The 24,167-nt window shown below is 35.1% G+C and carries 23 protein-coding genes; 10 read left to right on the top strand and 13 right to left on the bottom strand.

Translation table 11 applies throughout. The features are described from left to right. Positions 1 to 19: 19 nt before the first annotated feature. The 4 genes from hemN to G551_RS0109760 all read right to left on the bottom strand — a co-directional run bounded on the left by hemN (position 20) and on the right by G551_RS0109760 (position 4,839). Positions 20 to 1,381 (bottom strand): oxygen-independent coproporphyrinogen III oxidase, encoded by a 1,362-nt coding sequence (gene hemN, locus G551_RS0109775; protein ID WP_027885413.1) that lies wholly within the window; start codon positions 1,379 to 1,381, stop codon positions 20 to 22. Positions 1,382 to 1,391: 10 nt separating this feature from the next. Then, positions 1,392 to 2,210 carry a universal stress protein gene (locus G551_RS0109770; RefSeq protein WP_027885412.1) on the bottom strand — a complete coding sequence of 273 codons (819 nt, stop codon included), beginning with the start codon at positions 2,208 to 2,210 and terminating at the stop codon, positions 1,392 to 1,394. A gap of 334 nt (positions 2,211 to 2,544) precedes the next feature. Further along, positions 2,545 to 3,597 (bottom strand): response regulator, encoded by a 1,053-nt coding sequence (locus G551_RS0109765; RefSeq protein ID WP_027885411.1) that lies wholly within the window; start codon positions 3,595 to 3,597, stop codon positions 2,545 to 2,547. A 6-nt stretch (positions 3,598 to 3,603) separates the two neighbouring features. Continuing rightward, a complete protein-coding gene (locus tag G551_RS0109760) occupies positions 3,604 to 4,839 on the bottom strand; it encodes a PAS domain-containing sensor histidine kinase (protein WP_027885410.1) in 1,236 nt (411 codons plus the stop codon). 130 nt (positions 4,840 to 4,969) lie between these two features. On the opposite strand from G551_RS0109760, the gene trxA reads away from it, so the two are divergent. The 4 genes from trxA (at position 4,970) to G551_RS0109740 (ending at position 10,597) form a co-directional block, all read left to right on the top strand. Further along, a complete protein-coding gene (gene trxA / locus G551_RS0109755) occupies positions 4,970 to 5,269 on the top strand; it encodes a thioredoxin (RefSeq protein ID WP_027885409.1) in 300 nt (99 codons plus the stop codon). A 16-nt stretch (positions 5,270 to 5,285) separates the two neighbouring features. Next, positions 5,286 to 6,086: a TIGR00266 family protein gene (locus G551_RS0109750; protein ID WP_027885408.1), complete on the top strand. Its 801-nt coding sequence runs from the start codon at positions 5,286 to 5,288 to the stop codon at positions 6,084 to 6,086. Positions 6,087 to 6,270: 184 nt separating this feature from the next. Then, complete coding sequence (locus G551_RS0109745; protein ID WP_027885407.1) at positions 6,271 to 9,723, top strand: pyruvate carboxylase; 3,453 nt, start codon at positions 6,271 to 6,273, stop codon at positions 9,721 to 9,723. 211 nt (positions 9,724 to 9,934) lie between these two features. Next, a complete protein-coding gene (locus G551_RS0109740) occupies positions 9,935 to 10,597 on the top strand; it encodes a uracil-DNA glycosylase family protein (protein WP_027885406.1) in 663 nt (220 codons plus the stop codon). 57 nt (positions 10,598 to 10,654) lie between these two features. On the opposite strand, the gene G551_RS0109735 is transcribed toward G551_RS0109740, so the two are convergent. From G551_RS0109735 to G551_RS0109725, 3 genes are all read right to left on the bottom strand, one after another. Beyond that, positions 10,655 to 11,509 carry an OmpA/MotB family protein gene (locus G551_RS0109735; protein WP_027885405.1) on the bottom strand — a complete coding sequence of 285 codons (855 nt, stop codon included), beginning with the start codon at positions 11,507 to 11,509 and terminating at the stop codon, positions 10,655 to 10,657. Positions 11,510 to 11,577: 68 nt separating this feature from the next. Further along, the gene (locus tag G551_RS0109730; protein WP_027885404.1) at positions 11,578 to 12,591 is read right to left on the bottom strand and encodes a glycosyltransferase family 2 protein; all 1,014 of its coding nucleotides are present in this window, start codon (positions 12,589 to 12,591) and stop codon (positions 11,578 to 11,580) included. Positions 12,592 to 12,600: 9 nt separating this feature from the next. Then, positions 12,601 to 13,047, bottom strand: a complete 447-nt coding sequence (locus tag G551_RS0109725; protein WP_027885403.1) for a type I restriction enzyme HsdR N-terminal domain-containing protein — start codon at positions 13,045 to 13,047, stop codon at positions 12,601 to 12,603. Positions 13,048 to 13,079: 32 nt separating this feature from the next. Between G551_RS0109725 and holA the strand changes: the two genes are divergently transcribed. From holA to G551_RS0109695, 6 genes are all read left to right on the top strand, one after another. Further along, positions 13,080 to 14,090, top strand: coding sequence for a DNA polymerase III subunit delta (holA, locus tag G551_RS0109720; RefSeq protein ID WP_027885402.1), 1,011 nt, complete (start codon positions 13,080 to 13,082; stop codon positions 14,088 to 14,090). Then, the gene (gene menA / locus G551_RS0109715) at positions 14,090 to 14,992 is read left to right on the top strand and encodes a 1,4-dihydroxy-2-naphthoate octaprenyltransferase (protein WP_036243648.1); all 903 of its coding nucleotides are present in this window, start codon (positions 14,090 to 14,092) and stop codon (positions 14,990 to 14,992) included. Before holA ends, menA begins: the two co-directional genes overlap by 1 nt. Positions 14,993 to 15,236: 244 nt before the next feature. Beyond that, complete coding sequence (locus G551_RS0109710; protein ID WP_027885400.1) at positions 15,237 to 15,920, top strand: metal-dependent hydrolase; 684 nt, start codon at positions 15,237 to 15,239, stop codon at positions 15,918 to 15,920. Continuing rightward, the gene (locus G551_RS0109705; protein ID WP_027885399.1) at positions 15,917 to 16,957 is read left to right on the top strand and encodes an o-succinylbenzoate synthase; all 1,041 of its coding nucleotides are present in this window, start codon (positions 15,917 to 15,919) and stop codon (positions 16,955 to 16,957) included. The genes G551_RS0109710 and G551_RS0109705 overlap by 4 nt, the downstream gene beginning before the upstream one ends. A 3-nt stretch (positions 16,958 to 16,960) precedes the next feature. Beyond that, entirely contained in the window at positions 16,961 to 17,905 is a 945-nt protein-coding gene (locus tag G551_RS0109700; RefSeq protein WP_027885398.1) for a CPBP family intramembrane glutamic endopeptidase, read from the top strand. A 55-nt stretch (positions 17,906 to 17,960) separates the two neighbouring features. After that, positions 17,961 to 19,064: an AMP-binding protein gene (locus G551_RS0109695; protein ID WP_027885397.1), complete on the top strand. Its 1,104-nt coding sequence runs from the start codon at positions 17,961 to 17,963 to the stop codon at positions 19,062 to 19,064. Positions 19,065 to 19,082: 18 nt separating this feature from the next. Here G551_RS0109695 and G551_RS0109690 read toward each other — a convergent pair whose 3' ends face one another. The 6 genes from G551_RS0109690 to G551_RS0109665 all read right to left on the bottom strand — a co-directional run bounded on the left by G551_RS0109690 (position 19,083) and on the right by G551_RS0109665 (position 23,888). Then, a complete protein-coding gene (locus G551_RS0109690) occupies positions 19,083 to 20,732 on the bottom strand; it encodes a M1 family metallopeptidase (protein WP_036243645.1) in 1,650 nt (549 codons plus the stop codon). A 79-nt stretch (positions 20,733 to 20,811) separates the two neighbouring features. Further along, entirely contained in the window at positions 20,812 to 21,096 is a 285-nt protein-coding gene (locus G551_RS0109685; RefSeq protein ID WP_027885395.1) for a hypothetical protein, read from the bottom strand. A 12-nt stretch (positions 21,097 to 21,108) separates the two neighbouring features. Then, positions 21,109 to 21,753, bottom strand: coding sequence for a hypothetical protein (locus G551_RS0109680; RefSeq protein WP_027885394.1), 645 nt, complete (start codon positions 21,751 to 21,753; stop codon positions 21,109 to 21,111). Positions 21,754 to 21,905: 152 nt separating this feature from the next. After that, on the bottom strand, positions 21,906 to 22,787 hold the full coding sequence (gene ygiD / locus G551_RS0109675; RefSeq protein ID WP_027885393.1) for a 4,5-DOPA-extradiol-dioxygenase: 882 nt from the start codon (positions 22,785 to 22,787) through the stop codon (positions 21,906 to 21,908). Between the two features lie 19 nt (positions 22,788 to 22,806). Beyond that, positions 22,807 to 23,301 carry a VOC family protein gene (locus tag G551_RS0109670; RefSeq protein WP_027885392.1) on the bottom strand — a complete coding sequence of 165 codons (495 nt, stop codon included), beginning with the start codon at positions 23,299 to 23,301 and terminating at the stop codon, positions 22,807 to 22,809. A gap of 11 nt (positions 23,302 to 23,312) precedes the next feature. Beyond that, positions 23,313 to 23,888, bottom strand: a complete 576-nt coding sequence (locus G551_RS0109665; protein ID WP_027885391.1) for a YceI family protein — start codon at positions 23,886 to 23,888, stop codon at positions 23,313 to 23,315. Between the last annotated feature and the right edge of the window lie 279 nt (positions 23,889 to 24,167).

The raw sequence follows: 24,167 nt of genomic DNA, 5'->3' as shown, positions 1-24,167 counted from the left end.
ATAAACTTAACCTAAATTATTAAACCGTCATCGAGAATAATCTTGTTTCGGGCTTATTTCGTTGCAAGCGTAAATCGAACGCCATACATATATTTCTTACAAAAGGTCTTCCTTTTTCTGTCACTTTTAAGGAGTTGGGTTGTATTTCGATCAATAGATCGTTTTCCATTTCTTCCAGGCGTTCTAAAACTTCAGGCAGTTCAAAAAAATCATCCTGAAAAGAAAGTGAAGTTTCTAGGTGGCACATTAAATTTAGAATGTGCTTTCTTATAATTAAATCTTCATCGTTGAGTAAATGTCCGCGAAATACCGGTAATTTCCCTTCTTTAATACGTTGCTGATATTCTTCTATACTTTTTGAATTTTGCGCAAACCCGTACCAACTGTCGCTAATAGAAGAAACTCCCAAGCCAATCATTAATTGCGTTTTAGAAGCCGAATACCCCATAAAATTTCGGTGTAATTTTTTTGCTTCTAGCGATTGGTAAAGATCATCTGTTTTCAAAGCAAAATGATCCATTCCAATTTCAATGTAACCCATTTCTTCCAGCAACTCTTTACCTAATTGGTATTGCGTACGTTTAGTTTCAGCAGAAGGTAAATGCGCTTCGCTGTAACCGCGTTGCCCGTTTCCTTTAATCCAAGGGACGTGTGCATAACTGTAAAACGCAATGCGATCGGGCATTAATTCTTTCGTTTTTAAGATGGTATTTTCAACCGCTTCAATACTCTGAAAAGGCAAACCGAAAATAATATCGTGACTCACAGAAGTAAATCCAACTTCACGCGCCATTGCTGTCGCTTCTTTTACTTTTTCAAAAGGCTGAATTCTGTGAATGGCTTGTTGTACTTTTAGATCGTAATCTTGCACGCCATAACTCACACGTCTAAAACCAACATCGTAAAGCGCCTCTAAATGAGCTCGCGTAGTATTATTGGGATGACCTTCAAAACTAAACTGATAATTTTCAGCTAGATCGGCATCTTTTAAAATTCCTTTAATCAGGTATTGTAAATTTTCAGGAGAAAAAAACGTTGGCGTTCCGCCACCTAAATGGATCTCTTTAATACGAGGTTTTTCCGGTAGAAAGGCTAAGTATAAATTCCATTCTTTTAAAACTGAAGCTATATAAGGTTCTTCCACTTCGTGACGTTTGGTGATCCTTTTGTTGCAACCGCAAAACGTGCACATACTTTCACAATAAGGTAAATGAATGTAAAGGCTAATACCTTCAGTGGTATTACTTTCTTCAAACGATTCGATGACCGATTTTTTCCAATTCTGCACAGAAAAAGTATGATGATCCCAATAAGGTACGGTTGGATAACTCGTGTATCGCGGACCCGGAATATTGTATTTTTGTATGAGTGGTTGGCACATATTTCTTCAATTATTCGTGTAACACTAAAAACGGAATCTCTTTATGGTAACTTATTTTCTTCGCCAAAGGATGAAATAAAATATGCTGAAAGAAATTTAAATTCTTCGCCATCATCGTGATCATTTGCGTGTCGTGAGAAGTTACAAACGATTGTACGGCTTCTTCTAAAGTGTCGTTTCTGGTGTAATGAAAGCTGTGATCTATCTCAAATAATTGTTCTTTTAAGTAAGCTTTGTTTCCTTCTTGTCTTTCTGTAAGATCTTCGCTCTTTTTCGAAAGGTAAAGTACGCTTAAAGCAGATTCGTTAAAATGACAAACCTGTTTTAAGGTATGTATTACTTTGTTTTTATACGAAATATTAAAATCTGTAGGAAATGTGATATTCTTTGGTTCCCGATAGTTGGCATTTTCTGGTATGACCAAAACCGGACATTTTACACGAGTGATCACCTCTGTAGAATGGCTTCCTACCGTTGCTTCTTTATAGCCGCTGGCGCCTTGCGTTCCCATCACGATAAAATCGATATCACGCTCTTGCACGTGTTCTCGCACCGTATCTACAAAATGCCCACGCTCTAGCGAAGTATAAAATTGGTGTTTATTATTAAGTTGTTGGTTGCCTAAACGTTCTAACAACACCTGAAAAGCGGTTGCCGAATTTTTAGCTTTTACCTGCACGGTCTGCAAGTCTTCTTCATTCTGTTCCCATTCAGTAGGCTCTACGTGTAAAAAATAAAAATTCGTGTACACGTTCTTAAAAAACGATAACGCATAGCTAATAGCGTTCCAAGAGTTTTCAGAAAAATCAGTAGGCATTAAAATGTTCATCTTCCTCGTACATTAATTTGATAAAGCAAATGTAGATGAAGACTACTTGTTGAAAAATGACAAAAGTCAGGTTTCTAAAATTTTAGGAAATACCACTATTGTTTTGGGCAATTCCCTATCGGGTCGGGCTATACGTTACAATTCCTCGTAAATTTTCGCTAGCGCTACCATTTACTGCGGGATTTTCACTGCTATCCCTATTGCAACCACCCCTTAATCCCCTCCTTGAAAAGGAGGGGAGCGTTTTTAAATTTTAATAAGTCTATATTCTCACTTCTAAAAGCGAAGCGATCTAAATTCTTTTAAAAAAAATCGGTCTAACGATCTAAAAGATTTACTCCATCATTTCCAAACCTTCAATATCTAAGATTTTAATGTTTCTTCCTTCAATTTCAATAAGGCCTTCTTTTTTAAATGCCGATAAGGTTCTAATTAAACTTTCGATAGCAATACCGGCAACACTGGCTAAATCGCCCCGAGAGATCTTAATATTTTCTGAAGGTTTTTTGTCTAATACTTTTACAAACTGAAGAATGGTTTGTGCGGTTTTACGCTTTACCGAGCTATACGCCATTTGTAGCAGTTGTTGCTTAATTTCAGATAAATTGTCGGTAAGTACATTCATTAATTCTAACGAAACTTTTTTGTTGCTTTCTAAGATATTTTTTAAAGTTTGCTTAGAAATACCGGCAAGTTCTGCTTTTTCTACCGCAGTAGCAGATTCTTGGTAAGGAATATTATCTTCAAAAGAAGTAAAGCCTAAAAAATCGTCTGGTTTAAAAAGGGCTGTGATCAATTCTTTACCATTTTCATCCATTTGATGTGTTTTTACCACTCCTTCTAAAATTAAATAAACAAAATTAGAGTGATCACCTTCCGCATAAATAGGTTCACCTTTTTTATAGGTTGTGATTTCGCCTTCATCATCAAAAAGGTTTTTGAGTTCGTTTAAATTTCGAACATCATCTTCTTTTTCAACTTCAACTTTAATAGGTTCTACTGTATTTTGAGCCAAAATTTTAGCTTTGGCTAACCTACTTTCTACCGCGCTAATTAATTCTTCTTCATCAAAAGGTTTGGTAAGGTAATCGTCTGCGCCAAGATCCATCCCTTTTCTAATTTCTTTGTGTTCTGTTTTGGCAGAAAGAAATATAAACGGAACGTTTTGGGTGTGTTGGTTTTTGGCTAACGCTTCTAAAACTCCATAACCATCTACCTCCGGCATCATAATATCGCAAACCACGATATCGGGTTTTTCTTGTAAAGCTTTTTGAATACCTATTTTACCATTGGGAGCGGTGATTACTTCGTAATTAGAGAGTTCTAAAAGTTCTGCGGTGTTTTCTCTTAAGGCGGTGTCATCTTCAATAAGAAGAATAGTTTTCATAGTAGGTTATTGGTTTGAAGTTAGCGGAAGCTTTACGGTAAAAGTGCTTCCTTGGTTTTCTGTACTGGTAAAATTAATACTTCCGCCAAGGTTTTCCAAGTGGTTTTGAATAATATTGAGTCCGATGCCGGTTCCTTGATTTAGTAAAGCGTTTTCTGCTCTAAAATAGCGTTTAAAAATGTATTTCTGTTCTTTTTCCGGAATACCAATACCTTCATCTTTTACTTTTAGCGTCAGTAAATTTTCTTCAGCAAAAGCTTCAATATCGATGGTAGAATGCTCTGGAGAATATTTAATAGCGTTATTGATGAGGTTGGTAAGAATAAGCTCCAGAATTTTTTCATCAAAATCCAACACAATATCATCAATATTTTGCGGATAGCTTATTTTTTGCCCGTCTTTAAGCAACATATTGGCATCGTAAATCACCTCATTGGTGACTTTACTAAGCGGGAAACTACTAAACTTGTAAGAAACTTTTCCGGTTTCTAATCGCTCTACCGAAAGAAAATCGTCTAAAATATTGTTGAGGTATTTAACCTTACTTTTGATGGTTTTTAGGTGTTTTTCTCGCTTTTCTTGTTGCTCGGTTTGTGTGTATTTACCAATAAGTGTGGTCGATGTGAGAATACCACTAAGCGGAGTTTTAAACTCGTGTGAAACCAGTGAAAGAAATTTTGTTTTCAAGTCGTTGAGCTCTCGCTCTTTACGAAGCGATTCTTTAATTTTATTTTCGGCTTCTTTTCGCTTGATGATCTCATCTTCTAATTCCAAAACGGTTTGGCGAAGCTCTTCGGTTCTAATTTCAATTTTTTGTTCGAGCTGGTTGTTAAGATCAAGAATTTGCTTTTCTTGCGTTTTTCGAATACTAATATCGATCACCATTGCCATCACATAATGATGACCTTCTAACTCAAACGGATTTAAACCGGCTTCTACCGGAAATTGTTGCCCGTCTTTACGTAAACCAAATAAGTCTCGGCCACTGCCCATCTGGCGATGACTGCTATGGTAATGCATGAAATTATCGACCAGTGCATCGTGATGATGAACATATTTTTGAGGAATAAGAATGTCTAAATGTTGCCCTTTTAATTCGCCTTCGTCATAGCCAAACATTCGGTTGGCAGAGGCATTGCTGGCGACAATGATCTGTTTTGTGTTAACGACGATAATCCCTTCAGAAACCGATTCAAAAAGAATTCCGAAGCTATTTTTATTAATCTCCTCAAAATTTTTCATACTTCAAAAATAAACAATTTTATAAGTTATTTTTCTGTGGAAATAGGGGATTATTAAGTAATTTATAAGAAAGTACTTTTAGATGATTTAAGTAACGCTTATTTTTATATAGAATTTAAATACCAGAAATATGAAAAGTAGTTTTCAAGATATAATTACTCAAGATGTACCGGTTTTAGTCGATTTCTACGCCGATTGGTGTGGACCTTGTAAAATGTTGGCGCCAATTCTTCAACAAGTAAAAGCTGAATTGGGTGATGATCTAAAAATTGTAAAAATTGATGTAGATAAAAATCAATCGTTAGCCGCAAAATACCAAGTTCGTGGAGTTCCTACTATGATTTTGTTTAAACAAGGAAATCAGGTTTGGCGAGAATCGGGTGTGTTGCAAGCACAAGATCTGGTAGCAATTATTAAGAATAATCAATAAAAACGAAAATACAGTTATGAATGCACACGAAATAGATTACCAAATTTTTGGGGAAGAAATGCAATACGTAGAAATTGAGTTAGATCCGCAAGAAGCCGTAATTGCTGAAGCCGGTTCGTTTATGATGATGGATCACGGCATACAAATGGAAACCATTTTCGGAGATGGTTCTGCTAAAGACAAAGGCTTTTTAGGAAAAGTTCTCGGTGCTGGAAAACGATTGTTAACAGGCGAAAGTTTGTTTATGACGGCTTTTTACAATAACCTTAGCGGAAAGAAAAAAGTGAGTTTTGCCTCACCTTATCCCGGAAAAATTATTCCAATAGATTTAGATCGTTTTAACGGAAAATTTATTTGTCAAAAAGATGCTTTTCTATGTGCGGCAAAAGGCGTTGCTGTAGGCGTAGAATTTTCGAAAAAAATTGGTCGTGGTTTTTTTGGGGGCGAAGGTTTTATCATGCAAAAACTAGAAGGCGATGGGATGGCATTTGTTCACGCAGGAGGAACCACTGCTGTAAAAGAATTGGCTCCAGGCGAACAATTAAGAGTAGATACGGGCTGTATTATTGGTTTTGATGCTTCGGTAGATTATGATATTCAGTTTGTAGGTGGAATTAAAAACACCTTGTTTGGAGGTGAAGGAATGGTGTTTGCTACCCTTACCGGTCCAGGTACTGTTTACATTCAATCCTTACCGTTTAGCCGATTAGCAAGTAGGGTTTTTGCTGCCGCTCCTCAAGGTGGAGGTAAAGATAAAGGCGAAGGAAGTTTGTTGGGTGGACTAGGAAATTTATTAGATGGTGATAACCGTTTTTAGTTCAGCTAATTTAAAAATGAATGAAGCAAGAAATGTACATTTTTTAAAGTTCCATAATGTTATAAAAGTCCTAATCTTCTGAATAGGATTTTAAAACTTGCCAAAAAATAACGATATTACCCAGTCTGGGTTTCAGAGGTAAATTCAGTTTAAAAGTTCAATCATTATAAACCAATCTTTTCAAATGAAAATCAACAAAGTTCTAGTTGCCAATCGAGGTGAAATTGCTATCAGAATCTTTCGCGCATGTACAGAAATAGGTCTTCGTACCGTAGGTATTTATACTTATGAAGATCGTTATTCTTTACACCGCTATAAAGCCGACGAAGCTTATCAAATTGGTGATGATAGTGAACCTTTAAAGCCCTATTTAGATATCGATAAGATCATCGAAATTGCTAAAGAAAACAATATCGATGCTATACATCCCGGTTATGGTTTCCTTTCTGAAAATTCAAAATTTGCGCAAGCTTGTGAAGACAATGGGATTATTTTTATTGGTCCTAAAGTATCGGTTTTAAAATCGTTAGGAGATAAAGTAACGGCTAAGCAAGTTGCTATTCAGAATAACGTTCCTATTATTCAGAGTAATAAAAAAGAACTTACCAATGTAGATATTGCCTTAGATGAAGCAAAAGAAATTGGTTATCCCGTGATGTTAAAAGCAGCTTCTGGTGGTGGTGGTCGCGGTATGCGTGTTATCCGTACAGAAGATGAGTTGCGTAAAGCTTTTCCAGAGTCTAAACGTGAAGCAGGTAATGCCTTTGGAGATGATACCGTTTTTATTGAAAAATTTGTAGAGAATCCAAAACATATTGAAGTTCAGATTATCGCCGATAATCATGGAAACATGGTTCATCTTTTTGAAAGAGATTGTTCCGTTCAACGTCGTTATCAAAAAGTGATCGAAGTAGCTCCTTCTTATAACTTAAAAGAAGAAACTAAAAATAAATTATACGAATATGCGCTGGCAATTTGTGGAGCTGTAGAGTATAACAATGCCGGTACCGTAGAGTTTTTAGTCGATGATGACGGAAGTATTTATTTTATTGAAGTAAATCCGCGTGTACAAGTAGAGCATACAGTAACTGAAGTGGTGACCGGTGTAGATGTCGTAAAGTCTCAAATCTTTATTGCCGGCGGTTACAAACTTTCTGATGAACAAATTAAAATTGAAAGTCAAGAGAAACTTTCTACACAAGGTTATGCTGTACAATGTCGTATTACTACAGAAGATCCTCAAAACGATTTTAAACCTGATTACGGGACGATCACGACTTATAGAAGCGCTTCCGGATTCGGAATTCGTTTAGATGCCGGTAGTGTTTATCAAGGTGTAAGTATTTCTCCGTTCTTCGATTCGATGTTGGTAAAAGTAACGGCAAATAGCAGAACCTTAGACGGAGCTTGTCGTAAAATGCGTCGTGCGTTAGCAGAATTTAGAGTACGTGGTGTAAAAACCAATATGGCGTTCTTAGATAATATTTTGAAAGATGACACTTTCAGAAGAGGAGAAGTCACTGTTAATTATATTAAGAATACACCGAAACTTTTTGAAATTAAAGAACCAAGAAACCGTGCTACCAAAATGGTGAATTTCTTGGGGAATGTAATCGTTAATGGTAATGAAGATGTAAAATTTACCGATCCTAATAAAAAATTGGTTTTACCAAAAGTTCCGAAGTTTGAGCATAGAGATGCTTACCCAAAAGGAACCAAAGATCTATTAACTGAAAAAGGATCGGAAGAGTTCGCTAAGTGGTTAAAATCTGAACAAAAAATTCATTTTACCGATACGACTTTACGTGATGCGCACCAAAGTTTATTAGCAACGCGTATGCGTACGTTCGATATGATGAAAGTTGCTGAAGGCTTCGCAAAAAACCATCCGGAAGTATTTAGTATGGAAGTTTGGGGTGGCGCAACCTTCGACGTTTGTATGCGTTTCTTAAAAGAAAATCCTTGGGAGCGTTTAAAATTATTAAGAAAAGCTATTCCGAATATATTATTTCAAATGTTGCTTCGTGGTTCAAACGGAGTTGGTTATACGGCTTATCCCGATAATCTTATTGAAAAATTTGTAGCTGAAGCTTGGGAAAACGGAGTCGATATTTTCAGAATTTTCGATTCTCAAAACTGGATGCAGTCGTTAGCACCAAGTATTGAGCACGTGCGTAAAAATACAAAAGGTATTGCGGAAGCTTCGATGTGTTATACAGGAGATATTCTTCAGCCTAAAGACAATAAATACAATTTAGAGTATTACATTCAGTTAGCGAAAGATCTAGAAAATGCGGGTGCGCATATTTTAGCGATTAAAGATATGGCCGGTTTATTAAAACCTTATGCCGCTTCAGAATTAATTTCAGCATTAAAAAGTGAAACTTCGCTTCCTATTCATTTACATACGCACGATACTTCTTCTATTCAGTCGGCAACGTATATTAAAGCGATTGAAGCCGGCGTAGATGTGGTCGATGTTGCGTTGGCAGGAATGTCTGGTTTAACCTCGCAGCCTAACTTCAATTCTTTAGTGGAAGCGATGCGCAATCAAGAGCGAGAGAATAAAATGGATATTCATAAATTAAATGAATATTCTAATTATTGGAGCAGCGTTCGTGAATATTACTATCCATTTGAGTCTGGATTAAAAGCCGGAACCGGCGATGTTTATGAACACGAAATTCCAGGCGGACAATATTCAAATTTAGTTCCGCAGGCAGAATCTTTAGGCTTAAAAGATCGTTTTAATGAAATTACCGAGATGTACGGTAAGGTAAACGAGCTTTTTGGTAACGTAATTAAAGTAACACCTAGTAGTAAAGTAGTGGGCGATATGGCTCAGTATTTAGTGAGTAATAACTTAACGATCGAAGATTTCTTTGAAAAAGGAGAAACACTATCTTTCCCAGAGTCGGTGAAAAATTTCTTTAAAGGAGATTTAGGTCAGCCGGTTGGTGGTTTCCCTAAAAAAGTACAAGATATTATTTTACGAGGAGAAAAACCGTATACCGATCGACCAAATTCACACTTAGAACCGGTAGATTTTGAAAAAGAATTTGCTGAGTTTAAAGAGAAGTTTAGTGAAGGTATGGATCGTGAATGGGATATTACCGATTTCCTTTCTTATAAATTATACCCGAAAGTATTTACCGATCTTTACGATCATTACGTGAAATATGGTAAGGTAATGAACATTCCAACAAAAAATTTCTTCTACGGAATGAAACCGGGTGAAGAGATTATTGTTGAATTAGATCGTGGTAAAACTTTACTAATTACCTTAATTTCTACCACCAAACCTGATGCAGCCGGAATGGTGACCGTATTCTTTAAAGTTAACGGACAAACCCGAAATATTCAAGTACAAGATAAATCGGTAAAAGTTGAAAAAGTAGAACACGTAAAAGCCGATAAATCTGATGCTAAGCAAGTAGCAGCGCCATTACAAGGATCATTATCAGAAATTATGGTGAAAGAAGGCGATAAGGTTACTAAAAATCAGCCTTTATTTGTGATCGAAGCTATGAAAATGGGAACGACCATTACTTCTAATGATGAAGGCGAAGTGAAAAAGATCTACCTAAAACAAGGAGATATGGTCTTTAGTGACGACCTAGTCGTTGAGTTGAAGTAAATGTCACCTCGAGCGGAGTCGAGAGGTTAATAATCACGTCACCCTGAACTCGATTCAGGTTCACATTCTGATTTTTAGATGTTTGATGAGATGCTGAAACAAGTCCAGCATGACCCCAAGAAATTTTTTGAATCAGCGTGAACTAACAAATAACAAATAAAACCTTCCAGATTTGGAAGGTTTTTTTATATTCATTATAAAACCCAATACCTTGTTTAAACATTCACACCCTTATCAACCTTATATTCCTGAAGGAACCAAAAAGTTAATCGTGGGTACGTTGCCGCCACCAAGATTCACGATGGGAGAATTTAAAGAAGGTGACGTGAATTTTTGCTACGGAAGTCGCGACGGACAATTATGGATTATCCTCAACAGAATTTTTAATCTGAATCTAAAGTTTGAAACGACTCAAGAAGCCATTCAGCAACGAAAAGATTTTCTGCAAACTCACCAAATCGGGATTTGTGATATGGTAGAATATGCGATGCGCGAGAAAATCGACGCTTCCGATTTAGGAATGAAAGAAGTGAAACTTCGGAATATGATTCAGATCTTAAAAGAAAATCCATCTGTAGAAACTTTACTTTTTACCGGAGGAAACAGCAAAAACGGTCCAGAGTATTTTTTCAGAAAACATATTCGCGACCATAAGGAAATTCAGCTAAAAAGAATGAGTGATGAGGTGCCAAGAATTCACGAATTTAATCTAGAAGAAAGAACAATTACCACCGTTTCACTAACCGCGCCATCGGGAGCAGCCAATAGAGCTGTAGGAAGTATGCAGCATTATAAATACTTAAAACAGAAAAATCCTGAAATGAATACTTTAGATTTTCGGGTGTTGCAATACGAGCCTTTCTTTAAAGCATAAAAAAAGCTACTCGATTTGAGTAGCTTTTTCAATATTATTCTAATGAATTTTCTTCAATTATTTTTTGTTTGAAGCTTCTTTCATTCCTTCTTCGATCATATTGTAAAATTGGTCTAACTTAGGTAGCACAACAATTCTTGTTCTACGGTTAGCAGCTTTACCTTCAGCATTATCGTTAGAAGATACAGGAACGTACTGGCTTCTTCCGGCAGCTGTCATTCTTGAAGGTTCTACGCCAAATTCGTTTTGTAAGATTCTAACAATAGAAGTCGCTCTTTTAGTACTCAAATCCCAGTTATCTTGAATACATTCCGTTTTAATAGGATCTGCATCGGTGTGACCTTCAACCATAAATTCAAAATCTGGCTTGTTTTTCACAACTTTTGCTACTTTACCTAATACTTCTCTTGCACGGTTAGAAACTTGGTAGCTACCACTTCTAAATAAAAGTTTGTCTGAGATCGAAACGAAAACAACTCCTTTTTCAACATTAATCTCGATATCTTCATCGTTAATGTTACCTAAAGCACCTTTTAAACTCGTTACTAAAGCTAAGGTTACAGAGTCTTTTTTGTTAATCGCATCACGCATTGTTTTGATCTGAAGATCTTTCTCTTTGATGCTTTCTAAAGAACGCTCTAAATTTTCAGCTCCTTTTTTAGATAAAGTCGCTAAATCACCTTGGTTAGTTAATAAAGCGTTATTGGTCTTTTTCAAAGTATTTACCTGATCTTCTAGATAAGTAACTCTGGTTTCTTTTTCGTCTAAACAAGAATTTAGCTTAATCGTTGCCGTATCTAGCAAATCTTGAGTCTCCTTTTGTTTTTCTTCAAGCTCAGCATATTTCTTTTTAGATACACACGAAGTGAACATGAATACTGATAGTACAGAAAATAAAAAAACTCTATTCATCATAAGTTGTTTTAAAAATGTTAATTATTGGTTCAAAGCTATTAAAAAAGCAATATTCAAGTCAAGGATTAACAATTATTTAGCGCGGGTTTTTTTAGAGCGCTGTATTTTGTGTTTTTCTCAACATAATACTGCCATACGATAGATTTTAACGGACTGAAATTTTCTTTATTGTAATTCGTATTTCTTTTTTTTATCATTTTATTCAATTGCCTGTAAAAGCTAAAATGCGCCTTAAGAATAGCAATAAAATGCCTTGGTTTTAATTCAGCAACAAACTTAATGCCAGCTAAACCATCTAAAAGCATTCGAGTGAAAATACTTAGAAATACGTGTTTCTTTTTATTCTTTACCAAGTTAAAAAGGCTGTTTCTAAAGTTTAAATAGGTTTTTTTAGGATGCATCGCGTGCAAAGTTCCGCCGCCTAAATGATAAACTTTTGCTTCCGGTATTGCCCAAATTTCATAATTTAAATGGTGCGCACGCCAACAAAGATCAATTTCTTCTTGATGTGCAAAATAATCTTCATCAAACTTACCGGTTTCAAAAAACACCTTTTTTCGAATTGCAAAACACGCTCCACTTGCCCAGCCAATGCGTTGCGCTTTATTATATTGACCTTCATCTTCTTCGAGTGTTGCAAAAATTCTTCCGCGGCAATAAGGGTAACCTAATTTATCGACGAAACCACCACAAGCACCGGCATAATCAAACTTTTCTTTGTCTTGGTAGCTTAAAATTTTAGGCTGAAGAATAGCTGTTTTTGGATGATTTTCAAAATGAAATAATAAAGGCTGAAGCCAATTTTCAGTTACTTCAACATCACTATTCAATAAGATGAAAATATCTTCTTCAACATACTTTAGCGCATCGTTATATCCTTTTGCATAGCCGCCATTTTCTTTATTCTGAATAATTTCTATATGTGGAAAATTCTCTTCAACATAAGCCACAGAATCATCTTCTGAAGCATTATCGGCAAGATAGATTTGAGCTTCTTCAGAATAGTTAACTACAGATGGCAGAAAAGTTTCAAGCAATTTTCTCCCATTCCAATTTAAGATGACGACGGCAATTTTCACGATTGCAAATTAAAGAGAATACGACGAAATTTCGCGTAAGAAATGATATTTTTCTAACTCATAATCCATTTCGCAAAAATAATGATTCATTCCGTTAGTGACCATCAATTGTTCTGCTTTTAAAGCTAAATTATAACGAGCAATTTGGTCGAAAGTATCTTGTGTGATCTTAATAGACGGCGCTTTACATTCAACAATTAAATTAATACTTCCGTTAGGATTGTAAGCCACAATATCGTAGCGTCGCGTTAAGCCATTTACTTTGAGTTGTTTTTCGGCATTTAAAAGTTGTTTTGGGTAATTTTTCTGCTGAATTAAATACTGGATCGTATGTTGTCGCACCCATTCTTCCGGGGTAAGAATGATGAATTTTTTTCGGAGTTCATCGAAAATAGCCGTTTTATTTTCGCTATTTTTGAACCGAAATTGATACGACGGAAAGTTAAGTTTTATCATCTAACTAGTACAACTTAGGCTGTAGCGCTTTTATGGAGCAAGTAAAGAAAATTGTAGCAGATATAAAAAAAGACGAGCTAAAACCTATCTATTTTTTAATGGGTGAAGAGCCTTATTATATCGATAGTTTAGCCAATTATTTTGAAGAAAATTTACTCAGTGAAGAAGAAAAAGGCTTTAATCAGTCGGTTTTATATGGTAGAGATGTAAGCGTAGACGATATTATTTCTTCTGCAAAGCGTTTCCCGATGATGGCAAAATACCAGTTGCTTATCGTAAAAGAAGCGCAAGATCTATCGCGTACCATCGAGAAATTGGTGAAGTATGCTGAAAATCCGCAGCCTTCAACCATTCTGGTGATTTGTTACAAATATAAAAAACTGGACAAGCGTAAAGCTTTATACAAAACGCTGAATAAAACCTGTGTGGTTTTTGAAAGTAAACCTTTATACGACAATCAAATACCCGATTGGATTGGTAAAGTATTGAAAGGGAAAAACTATACCATTACGCCGAAAGCTTCTTTATTGTTAGTTGAATTTTTAGGAACCGATCTTGGCAAGATCAATAATGAATTAGAGAAGCTACAACTTATTTTACCGGAAGGTTCACAAATTACACCAGAACTTATTGAAGAAAATATCGGGATCAGTAAAGATTTCAACAACTTTGAGCTGCAAAAAGCTTTGGGTGAAAAAGATTTTAAAAAGGCTTTTCGAATTATCGATTATTTTTCACAAAACCCAAAAGAGCATCCTATTTTACAAACCACTGCTATTTTATTCAGCTTTTTTACGAAGATCTTGAAGTACCATAGTTTAGCGAACCACGATAAAGGTAATGTAGCAAAAACCTTAGGCATAAATCCTTTTTTTGTAAAAGACTACGCGGTTGCCGCCAGAAATTATAAAATGAAAGAAGTAAGTGGCATTGTAGAGAAATTACGAGAAGTAGATGCCAAAGGGAAAGGAGTAGGAGCAAATGGTGCGAATACTTCAGATCTATTCAAAGAGATATTAATAAAAACTTCAATGGCCAGGTAATGGGAGTTAAGATTAAAACTTGGGTTTCGGCCGCACGATTAAGAACGTTACCACTTTCTATTGCAGGGATTATCACCGGTACCGCACTTGCTGTAGAATATCATACTTTTTCTTGGGCAATTTTTGTGTTTGCGATTTTAACCACGTTGGGCTTACAAATACTTTCAAATTTTGCCAACGATTATGGTGATGGAGTAAAAGGTACCGACAACGAAGAGAGGATCGGACCGATGCGCGCGCTCCAAAGCGGAATTATTACCGATAAAGAAATGAAGAAAGCGATGATCATTACCTCGGTTATTACCATGATTTTCGCATTGATCTTAATTTATTTAGCCTTCGGAAAAGAGAATTTTGCTTATTCACTGTTGTTTTTTGTATTAGGTTTAGCATCTGTCGGAGCAGCGATAAAATACACCGTTGGTAAATCTGCTTACGGTTATCGCGGTCTAGGCGACGTATTTGTGTTTTTGTTTTTTGGTTTATTGAGCGTTGCAGGAAGTTTTTTTCTGTACTATCAAGATCTATCGCTGCAAATTTTTCTTCCGGCGATTGCTGTTGGTTTATTGAGTACTGCGGTTTTAAACCTAAATAATATGCGTGATCGCATAAGCGATGCTAATTCCGGTAAAAATACATTGGTGGTGAAATTAGGAGGAAAAAGAGCAAAAATCTATCACTTTTCGATCATTATTTTCGCTTTATTGTCACAACTTATTTTTATCATCTTAAAAGAAAATTATTACTTATTATTAAGTTTAGTAGCATTTATTCCATTATTCATTCACTTGAATGTTGTTGCGAAAAACACCACTCCGAAAGACTTAGATCCTGAATTAAAAAAAGTTGCCTTAAGCACATTTTTCTTTTCAATACTGTTTTTAATTGCTGTTCACTTATAAAAAAAGCCTTCATTTCTGAAGGCTTTTAAACAAACCGCTAAAGCAAACAAAATTACGATAATAAATTTGGGAACTATCATAGTTAAGTTGTTGTAAACCTACTCATTAATTATGTATGAAAACATCCCTTGTAGTGGGTAATTATCTGTATTTCAGTGTATACTAAATTCAAATGTTATTATAATGTGAATAGGTTGAGTAAAAATTGAAAATTGATTATTTTACTGCTTAAAAACTAAACATTATGAAAGTTACCTTTTACGGGCAAAATTCACTTGCTATCGAAGTAGCAGGAAAACATATTATTGTAGACCCATTTATTACCGGAAGCGATCTTGCCAAAGACAAAGTAGATATTAAAGACTTAAAAGCAGACTATATTTTCTTAACTCACGCGCATCAAGATCATATTTTAGATGCTGAAGCGATCGCTAAAAACACCGGAGCAAAAATTGTGAGTAACGCAGAAATAGCTTCTCATTACGAATCTAAAGGGTTCGAAGCTCACCCGATGAATCATGGCGGAAGCTGGAATTTTGATTTCGGAAAAGTAAAATATGTCGTTGCACATCACAGTAGCTCTTTTCCCGACGGAAGTTATGGAGGCCAACCAGGAGGTTTTGTATTTGAAACTGAAGAAGGAAATCTTTACATCGCCGGTGATACTGCCTTAACATTAGATATGAAGCTTATCCCGATGCGTACAAAATTAGACTTAGCAGTCTTGCCAATTGGCGATAACTTTACAATGGATGTTGATGATGCGATTATTGCCAGCGATTTTATTGAATGTGATAAAATTCTAGGATGTCACTACGATACTTTTGGTTTTATTGAAATAGATCATAATTTAGCCAAAGATAAATTCAAGATGAAAAATAAAGAATTGTATTTATTACCAATCGGCGAGAGTATCGAAGTTAAATGAAAGCAAGCTACAAAAAGTACACACTAAATTTTAAACGCCCTAGCGGAACTTCGCGGGGCGTTCTTACTACCAAAGAAACCTGGTTTTTAATTTTAGAAGAAGAAAATAATTTCGGGATCGGAGAATGCGGAATCTTACGAACACTAAGCATCGACGATCGTCCCGATTATGAAGAAAAACTAAAATGGACGTGCCAAAACATTCATTTACCAAAAGATGAGTTGTTGGCCGAGTTAGTTGAATTTCCTTCCATTCAGTTTGGGGTAGAAATGGCATTGTTATCGCTTCAGTCACAAGATCCGTTTCAATTATTTCCTTCAGCATTTACGAATGGTGAAAAAGGAATCCCGATTAACGGACTTATTTGGATGGGTGAAGAAACTTTTATGCATGAGCAAATTCAGCAGAAATTAGAACAGGGGTTTTCTTGTATTAAATTGAAAATTGGTGCGATCGATTTTGATAAAGAAATCGCTTTGCTTCAATCAATTCGTAAAAAATATTCAGCTTCAGAAATAGAATTACGCGTAGATGCTAACGGAGCTTTTCAGCCTCAAGAAGCTTTGCAAAAACTTCAACGTTTAAGTGAATTAGATTTGCACAGCATTGAGCAACCCATTAAGCAAGGTCAGTTTTCAGAAATGGCAAAATTATGTGCTAAAACGCCGCTGCCTATTGCTTTAGATGAAGAATTAATTGGTGTATTTTCTGTAACAAAAAAAGAAGAACTTCTACAAACCATACAACCGCAATACATTATTTTAAAACCAAGTTTAATCGGTGGTTTTAAAGGTACGCAAGAATGGATAGATTTAGCGGAAAAGCAAAATATCGGTTGGTGGATTACCAGCGCTTTAGAAAGCAACATTGGGTTAAATGCAATTTCGCAATTTACATTTATGCAAAATAGCAATATGCCGCAAGGTCTTGGTACCGGTAGTTTGTACACCAATAATATTGAAAGTCCGTTAGAGGTTAAAGGAGAATATATAACTTATGCACCCGAAAAAAAATGGGATGTAAATTCAATTTTATAATTTATGTTTATAGCACAAGCATCGAAGTATGCTCATGATTTTTGGAGATATCTTGTAGGATCGTTCATTATAATTATAGCTTCAGTGATCGGTCAATTACCATTTACCTTTGCCGTTTTTTACAAAAAAGGATTCGAAATAATGGGAGCCACAGAAGCAGAATTAATGCAGGTTTTAGATTCTAATCTCAACCTTTTCTTATTATTGCTCTCTTTTGTGTTTGGAATGTTAGGGATTTATTTAGTGGTGAAATTTCTGCACAAACAACCATTTAAAACTGTCACGACAACCCGACGAAAAGTAGATTGGAAGCGTATTGCCTTCGGTTTTTCTTTAATTGCAATTTTCACAGCAGTAACTACTTATTGGGATTATTCTTCTACCCCGGATAATTACGTAATTAATTTTGAACCGGTTTCTTTTACGATTTTATGCATCATTGCAATTTTAATGGTTCCGATCCAAACAAGCATGGAAGAATATATCTTTAGAGGATATTTGATGCAAGGTTTTGGATTGTTAGCTAAAAATCGTTGGTTCCCGTTATTGCTCACTTCATTTATCTTTGGCGGATTACATTTTTTTAATCCTGAAGTAACCAAACTAGGTAATATTATTATGATCTATTACATCGGTACCGGGTTATTTTTAGGGATCATTACTTTGATGGATGAAGGGATGGAATTAGCACTTGGTTTTCATGCGGGGAATAATTTAATAGGAGTTTTATTGGTTACCGCAGATTGGACGGCTTTCCAAACAGAATCTATTCTGAAAGACGTTTCTAACCCAACCGCAGGTTTTCAAGTGATTTTGCCGGTCATTATTATTTATCCTATCTTTCTTTTAATTATGGCAAAAGTCTATAAATGGAAAAACTGGAAAGAGAAACTAATTGGTCCTGTTCCTATTCTTGAAACAGAAAAAGTATCTGCTGAAGAAATTTAATTTTAATTTATTGGTTTAGTAACGCTAAATTATAAACGAAATCTCATATTTGGTTATGACTGAATATAACGACTATTTTATCCCAAGACTTCACGAAGATTTTCAGTTTAACAAAAACCAACTGAATGAGGCCGGTTTAATTCAACTGGCTAATTTATATATTAATGAAGGCGAACCTTACGAAGAGCAAATAGGAGAATTTATTTTAGATTGGTTAGATGAACGAGATTTTGTTGAAGTAAAAACTTCTGGTTCTACCGGAACGCCAAAAATTATAAAAATAAGTAAAGAATTTATGGTTAATAGCGCAAAAGCTACCGGTAAATTCTTTAAACTGCCAGAGCAAACTACCGCTTTACTTTGTTTACCAGCTTCTTACATTGCCGGTAAAATGATGTTGGTAAGAGCGATGGTTCTAGGTTGGCATATCGATAGCGTTCAGCCAAAATCAAATCCGATAGATCAGGTTTTTAAACGCTACGATTTTTGTGCAATGACGCCCTTTCAGCTCGATAATTCGTTAGCAAGACTTCATTTAATCAAAAAGTTAATTGTGGGTGGTGGCGCCGTTTCTGTTCCTTTAAAAAGATTAGTACAAGGTATTCCTACTAAGATTTACGAAACTTACGGAATGACCGAAACCGTCACACATATTGCTGCACGCCGAATTAATTCTAAAAAAAGCAGAAAAAAACAGCTTCCGTTTAAAGTGCTAAATAATGTAACTGTTGCGCAAGACGACCGAAATTGTTTAGTGATCAAAGCGCCAATGGTTGCCGATGAAACCATCGTTACCAATGATGTGGTTGAATTGGTGACCTATAAAAAATTCTTCTGGAAAGGCAGAATCGATCACGTAATTAATAGCGGTGGAGTAAAAATACATCCGGAAGAAGTAGAAAAAAAACTTCAAAATATCATTTTACAACGATTTTTTGTGACCTCATTGCCCGATGATGCTTTAGGAGAAAAATTAATTCTGTTTGTTGAAGCGGCTTTTAGTGAAGAAGTGCTGCAGCATTTAAAAGAAGAAATTCAGCAATCTAAAAAATTAGACAAGTTCGAAAAACCGAAGAAGATCTATTTTGTTGAAAAATTTGAAGAAACGCATACCGGTAAAATTAACCGTTTAAATACGTTGAAAGCGAGACTTGATTAAATTAATTTTTTGCGGTTTCTATTTTTTCAAAACTTCTTCTAAATTGGTCGTGATATAGAATTTTTTCAGGTTTACTTTTAGATGTTTAGTTGAAATTTCTTGATCTAATTCTTGCCATTTATTGGTTGGGTAGATTCTTATTTCTTCAGCATCATTAGAAAGTTCAACCGGAATTTCAAAATTCTTGACATCGGTTTTCCAGCGGTAAGAAATAACATTCTTTTCCTTTTTAAACTGAAGTTGAGGTAATTTTGTGTAACGCAAGTATTGATCGAAAAACGGAGTTAATTCTAGACCGGTTTCCGCTTCAAAAAAAGCAACTACACTTTCGGTATCTGTGGTGGTATGTTTAAATTCTGAAGTGAAATTATTCAATATATTCCACCATTTTTCGTCATTATTAATCACAAAACGTAACGTATTGATCATATTGGCGCCTTTAAAATACATATCGCCAGAACCTTCAGCATTTACGCCATAATCGCCAATAATCGGTTTGTTGTTTCTTACCATTGTACGTTTTACTCCGTTAAGGTAAGTGAGCGCTTTTTCGAGTCCCCAACGGCATTCGATATAAATCGCTTCTGTATAAGAAGTGAACGATTCGTGAATCCACATATCGGCAATATCCTTTGCGGTAATACTGTTGCCAAACCATTCGTGACCCGATTCGTGAATAATAATATAGTCCCAATTTAAACCAACGCCGGTCGCCGAAAGATCGCTGCCACGATAACCAAAGCTAAAACCATTACCGTAAGCCACGGCACTTTGATGTTCCATCCCGAGAAAAGGAGTTTCTACTAATTTGTAAGAATCTTCAGGAAAAGGGTAGGGACCAATTTTTTCGTAAAAACAGTCCATCATCGGTTGCACTTCTTGAAACGATTTTTTCGCCTTTTCTAAATTGTATGAAAGGACGTAATACTCTAGATCTAAGTCTTGAAATTGATCTGAAAAATTAACGTAATCACCAATATTTAAAATGATGTTGTAGTTGTTGATCGGGTTCACGACTTTCCAGTTCCATTGTGTGAAGTTTTTATCTAATTCTTCTTTGCCCATCAATCTACCGTTAGAAACGGCGACTAAATCTTTTGGAGCTGCGATATGAATTTCAACCTCTTCAGGTTCATCACTTAAATGGTCTTTATTAGGATACCATAAACTCGCTCCGGTACCTTGTACGGCAACGCTTACCCAATCTTTGCCGTTTTGGTCTTTGGTAAAAATAAAGCCACCATCCCAAGGCGGAGTTTTGGCAATTATTGGATTACCGGAGTAATAAACATCGATGGTTCGTTTTTTATTCTTCTTGATCGCTTTTTCAAATTCAACGAAAACAGCATTAAATTCTCTGTTGAATTTTAATTTTTTTCCACGGAAAAGAATAGAATCGATCTTCATATTTTCAAACAGATCGATCTGTAGTTTTGGTAGTTTTGCTGAAGTTTTAAAACTGATTTTGTTAACACCGGAAATGTATTTCTTTTCAGGATCTACTTTTACGAATAGATCATATTTCTTTACGTCGTAGTCTGTTCTTTCTGGCCTTAACGAGCCACGAAGAGAGTCTTTACGGGTATAATTTTTTTCTTTTCCTGAAAGTAATTGCGCGTTAGAAAACTGAAAAATACTAAATAAAATAAAGAAAAGTAGGTATCGCATCGATCTAATTTTGAGGATAGCAAGATACCAATTTTAACTGAATTTTATTCTAAGTTTTCGGTATGTAAATCGTTTGGTTCTATAGTCTCATCACCTTGCCAAGCATATCTAAATATCCAATATAACCCGAAACAAGCCAATAACCCAAAAGGAATGCAAAGTAAACTAAAAGCCATATCGTAGAATCTATTGTTCCCGGCATAAAAATCTCTAAAAGGATACCTAATAGAATTCCGCCGGTTACTAAACCAAAATAATAGCTAAGTACGCCAAGAATGGCGTAAGGCCACTTTTTCTTATTTTTTTCTTCAGCAAGGGTATAGAATTTTTTTCCGACGAAGTAGATAAATACAATCCCGATCATGATAATTAGGTATTAGAAGTTTTCGATAGATTTTTTTACAAGTGGTTGAATATTTATTTTATGGTTATTAAATTTCTTAGCAACCGTATTAAGTAAGCTATCGAGCTTTTTTAGTTTTTGAAGATCTTCTTTGTTTTTATAATAATAGACTTCTGCCGGAGAAAAGGCAAAAGGAGAGTTTTTATACTCATCGATTTGCTGTAATAGATAAGCATCTATTTTTTCGTTGTTTTCAACGGGATCTTTATATAACTCCTCTAATTTTTTAGAATATTGATTAATATGATCGTGTAAAGGTGAGTTCTTAACTTCTTTTACTTTGGCAAATCTATCTACCTGAATATTCAAAATAGTTTTCTCTCCATCAAGCCAGACTTGAGTTGGGGTGATATGCTTTTCGCTAAAAAATTCTATTTTATAGATATCGTTTAAAGGTTCAGTTAAATTAAACTTAAGGGTATCAAACTCTGTAGTTTCGATCACTTTATTTTTAGCATCAATACTGAAAATAGCTAAACTGTCAATTTTAATTTTAGGTGAATTGATAACCACATTAATATCTCCTAACGGTCTTGGATCTACTTTTACGGGATTTACATCTTTTTTACAACTTACGGTTAAAGCTAAAATGATTAAAATTGAAGCTATATATTTCATGGGTGTTTAATTTTTTCAAATATATAGAAAACTTTAACAAATTAACTAAAGAACTACTCCTTCGATTTGCTTGGGTTTTTAGCACGTCATATCAATTAGCTGAATTCTAAGAACTAAATTAAATGCCGAAAAATAATGATATTTTATTTATATCAAAGCGAATTTAATTCAACAGAAGTCATCGTTAGTGAACCTGCTACAGCCTTGTCATTAAAAAATGAAACTTCATCTTTTTTACCTTGTAAGCCTAGCGTGTAGAGTAGCGGTAAGTAATGATCTGGACTAGGAATGGCTAGATTTGCTGCTTGTCCTAAATTTTTATAATGAATTAACGAGTCGTGATCTTTACTTTCGATTAACGATTTAAATTTTTGATTTAATTCTAAAGCCCAATCGTAACCATAATTATCGTTGATCTTATCCCAAGCGACCATTCTTAAATTATGAACCATATTACCACTACCAATAATTAAAACCCTTTTTTTTCTAAGTTCATACAATTCTTGCGCTAATTGATAATGATAGGTTGGTGGTTTGGTACAATCGATACTTAATTGTAAAACGGGAATATCTGCGTTCGGGTACATATGTTTTACAATTACCCAAGCTCCGTGATCTAGTCCCCATTCGTGATCTAATTCAACAGAAGTACTTTTTATTAATGCTGAAGTTTCTTTGGCAAGTTCAGGATTTCCGGGAGCTTTATATTGAACTTCGAATAATTCTCTGGGAAAACCACCAAAATCATGAATCGTCGCCGGAAAATCCATTGCGGTAACTTTTGTGCCTTTCGTGTACCAATGTGCAGAAACGACTAAAACAGCAGCGGGTTTCGGAATTTTATTTGCAAGCGTTGACCATTTTTGTGAAAATTCGTTATCTAAAATTCCGTTCATCGGAGAGCCGTGTCCCACAAAAAGTGCCGGCATTAGTTTTTCACTATCTTTTAAATCTGATGTTATTTTATGTAATGTAGATAAAGATCCTACAGCAGCTCCTGCGATCATAGTTTTTACAAAATTTTTTCTGTTCATAATAATAGCACTTTTAGCGTTAATCTGCCAATTCTAATAATTCTTTTAAGCGAAGCGGTTTAGTAAACATTGCTAATTCACCTTCTGAAGTTTTTGGCCATTCTTCTTTAGGCCTGTCCCAATAAAGTTCAACTCCGTTATCGTCTGGATCTCTTATATAAAGTGCTTGAGAAACGCCGTGATCTGAAGCTCCTATTCTTAAATCACTATGTAAGTGTAACCTTTTGTAAATAGTCGCAAGGTCTTTTTGAGTTGGATATAAAATAGCTAAATGATAAAGCCCAACACCATCTCTATTAGCCGGAGGGAAATTTTGACTTTGCCAAGTATTTAAGCCAATATGATGGTGATAGCCTCCTGCCGATACAAATGCCGCTTGATCACCATACATTTGAGTAAGTTTAAAACCTAATAAACCACAATAAAAGTCGAGTGATTTTTGAAGATCAGAAACTTTTAAATGTACGTGACCAATACGAGTTTCTTGCGGAATGTGATAAGAATCTTTTTTCACGGCTTAATTATTTATTGCTGAATAAATTCAATATTCGCTTCAATCTTAACTTCGTCGCTAATTAAAGATTCAGGAAAATCGTTACCTATGTTAAAATCAGATCTTTTTAAAGTTCCTGTGATCTGGAAAGCTTCAGCTACTTTATTATTTGCAGGATTCTTTTGATGACCACGATAAATTGCGTCGAGCGTGATTTCTTTTGAAACACCATGCATTGTTAATTCTCCTGAAATTTGATAGGTGTTATCTTTCACCTTTTTTATGGAAGAACTTGTAAAGTTTAGGGTTTTAAATTTTTCAGCATTGAAAAAATCGGCACTTTTTAGGTGGTTGTCTCGTGCTTCAACACGTGTATCTATAGAAGCTGTTTTTGCGGTAAGCTGAAATTTTGCATCACTAAAATCTTTCTTTTTAGCATTCAAGGTAATATCTACATCTGTAAAAGCTCCAGAAATTTGATTAATACCCAAGTGGGTAACCTCAAAATTTAGTTGCGTATGCGGATCGTCGTTTACCCAAGTTTTTTGAATGGTTTTAAAAGCTGTTAGACTAATAAAAGCTAAGAGAATAAAAATGATCTTTTTCATGATATCTGTTTTTAAAATTTGATATCACAAAAATAAGCAGTCACTAACCTGTTTTCTCTTGACCTGAATCAATAAATGATCGTTGTCTTGTAAAGAAGTTATGAGTCTAAAAATTTATGACGCATATTTGTCGGTATTTTTTTAATTAATGGAAATTTATAGATAGCAACTATTTTAATAAGTAATTAAAAAAAATAGCGACTTGAATGAAAAAACCAAGTCGCAATTACTTATAGCCATTGTGCTTGTTGCACAATTTACTAAAAAAGATTAATTTCA

The organism is Mesonia mobilis DSM 19841 (genome assembly GCF_000423405.1).
GTDB classification, from domain to species: Bacteria; Bacteroidota; Bacteroidia; order Flavobacteriales; family Flavobacteriaceae; genus Mesonia; species Mesonia mobilis.
The sequence above is the reverse complement of the archived record's forward strand: the minus strand, read 5'-3'. Positions and strand labels throughout refer to the sequence as shown.

Coding starts and splice junctions, on each gene's coding strand:
- G551_RS0109695 (WP_027885397.1), top strand. CDS start 17,961: ATGACTGAATATAACGACTATTTTATCCCAAGACTTCACGAAGATTTT.
- G551_RS0109760 (WP_027885410.1), bottom strand. CDS start 4,839: ATGAAAAATTTTGAGGAGATTAATAAAAATAGCTTCGGAATTCTTTTT.
- ygiD (WP_027885393.1), bottom strand. CDS start 22,787: ATGAACAGAAAAAATTTTGTAAAAACTATGATCGCAGGAGCTGCTGTA.
- G551_RS0109725 (WP_027885403.1), bottom strand. CDS start 13,047: ATGATAAAACTTAACTTTCCGTCGTATCAATTTCGGTTCAAAAATAGC.
- G551_RS0109680 (WP_027885394.1), bottom strand. CDS start 21,753: ATGAAATATATAGCTTCAATTTTAATCATTTTAGCTTTAACCGTAAGT.
- hemN (WP_027885413.1), bottom strand. CDS start 1,381: ATGTGCCAACCACTCATACAAAAATACAATATTCCGGGTCCGCGATAC.
- trxA (WP_027885409.1), top strand. CDS start 4,970: ATGAAAAGTAGTTTTCAAGATATAATTACTCAAGATGTACCGGTTTTA.
- G551_RS0109690 (WP_036243645.1), bottom strand. CDS start 20,732: ATGCGATACCTACTTTTCTTTATTTTATTTAGTATTTTTCAGTTTTCT.
- G551_RS0109710 (WP_027885400.1), top strand. CDS start 15,237: ATGAAAGTTACCTTTTACGGGCAAAATTCACTTGCTATCGAAGTAGCA.
- G551_RS0109705 (WP_027885399.1), top strand. CDS start 15,917: ATGAAAGCAAGCTACAAAAAGTACACACTAAATTTTAAACGCCCTAGC.
- G551_RS0109685 (WP_027885395.1), bottom strand. CDS start 21,096: ATGATCGGGATTGTATTTATCTACTTCGTCGGAAAAAAATTCTATACC.
- G551_RS0109750 (WP_027885408.1), top strand. CDS start 5,286: ATGAATGCACACGAAATAGATTACCAAATTTTTGGGGAAGAAATGCAA.
- G551_RS0109770 (WP_027885412.1), bottom strand. CDS start 2,210: ATGAACATTTTAATGCCTACTGATTTTTCTGAAAACTCTTGGAACGCT.
- G551_RS0109665 (WP_027885391.1), bottom strand. CDS start 23,888: ATGAAAAAGATCATTTTTATTCTCTTAGCTTTTATTAGTCTAACAGCT.
- G551_RS0109700 (WP_027885398.1), top strand. CDS start 16,961: ATGTTTATAGCACAAGCATCGAAGTATGCTCATGATTTTTGGAGATAT.
- holA (WP_027885402.1), top strand. CDS start 13,080: ATGGAGCAAGTAAAGAAAATTGTAGCAGATATAAAAAAAGACGAGCTA.
- G551_RS0109745 (WP_027885407.1), top strand. CDS start 6,271: ATGAAAATCAACAAAGTTCTAGTTGCCAATCGAGGTGAAATTGCTATC.
- G551_RS0109765 (WP_027885411.1), bottom strand. CDS start 3,597: ATGAAAACTATTCTTCTTATTGAAGATGACACCGCCTTAAGAGAAAAC.
- G551_RS0109735 (WP_027885405.1), bottom strand. CDS start 11,509: ATGAATAGAGTTTTTTTATTTTCTGTACTATCAGTATTCATGTTCACT.
- menA (WP_036243648.1), top strand. CDS start 14,090: ATGGGAGTTAAGATTAAAACTTGGGTTTCGGCCGCACGATTAAGAACG.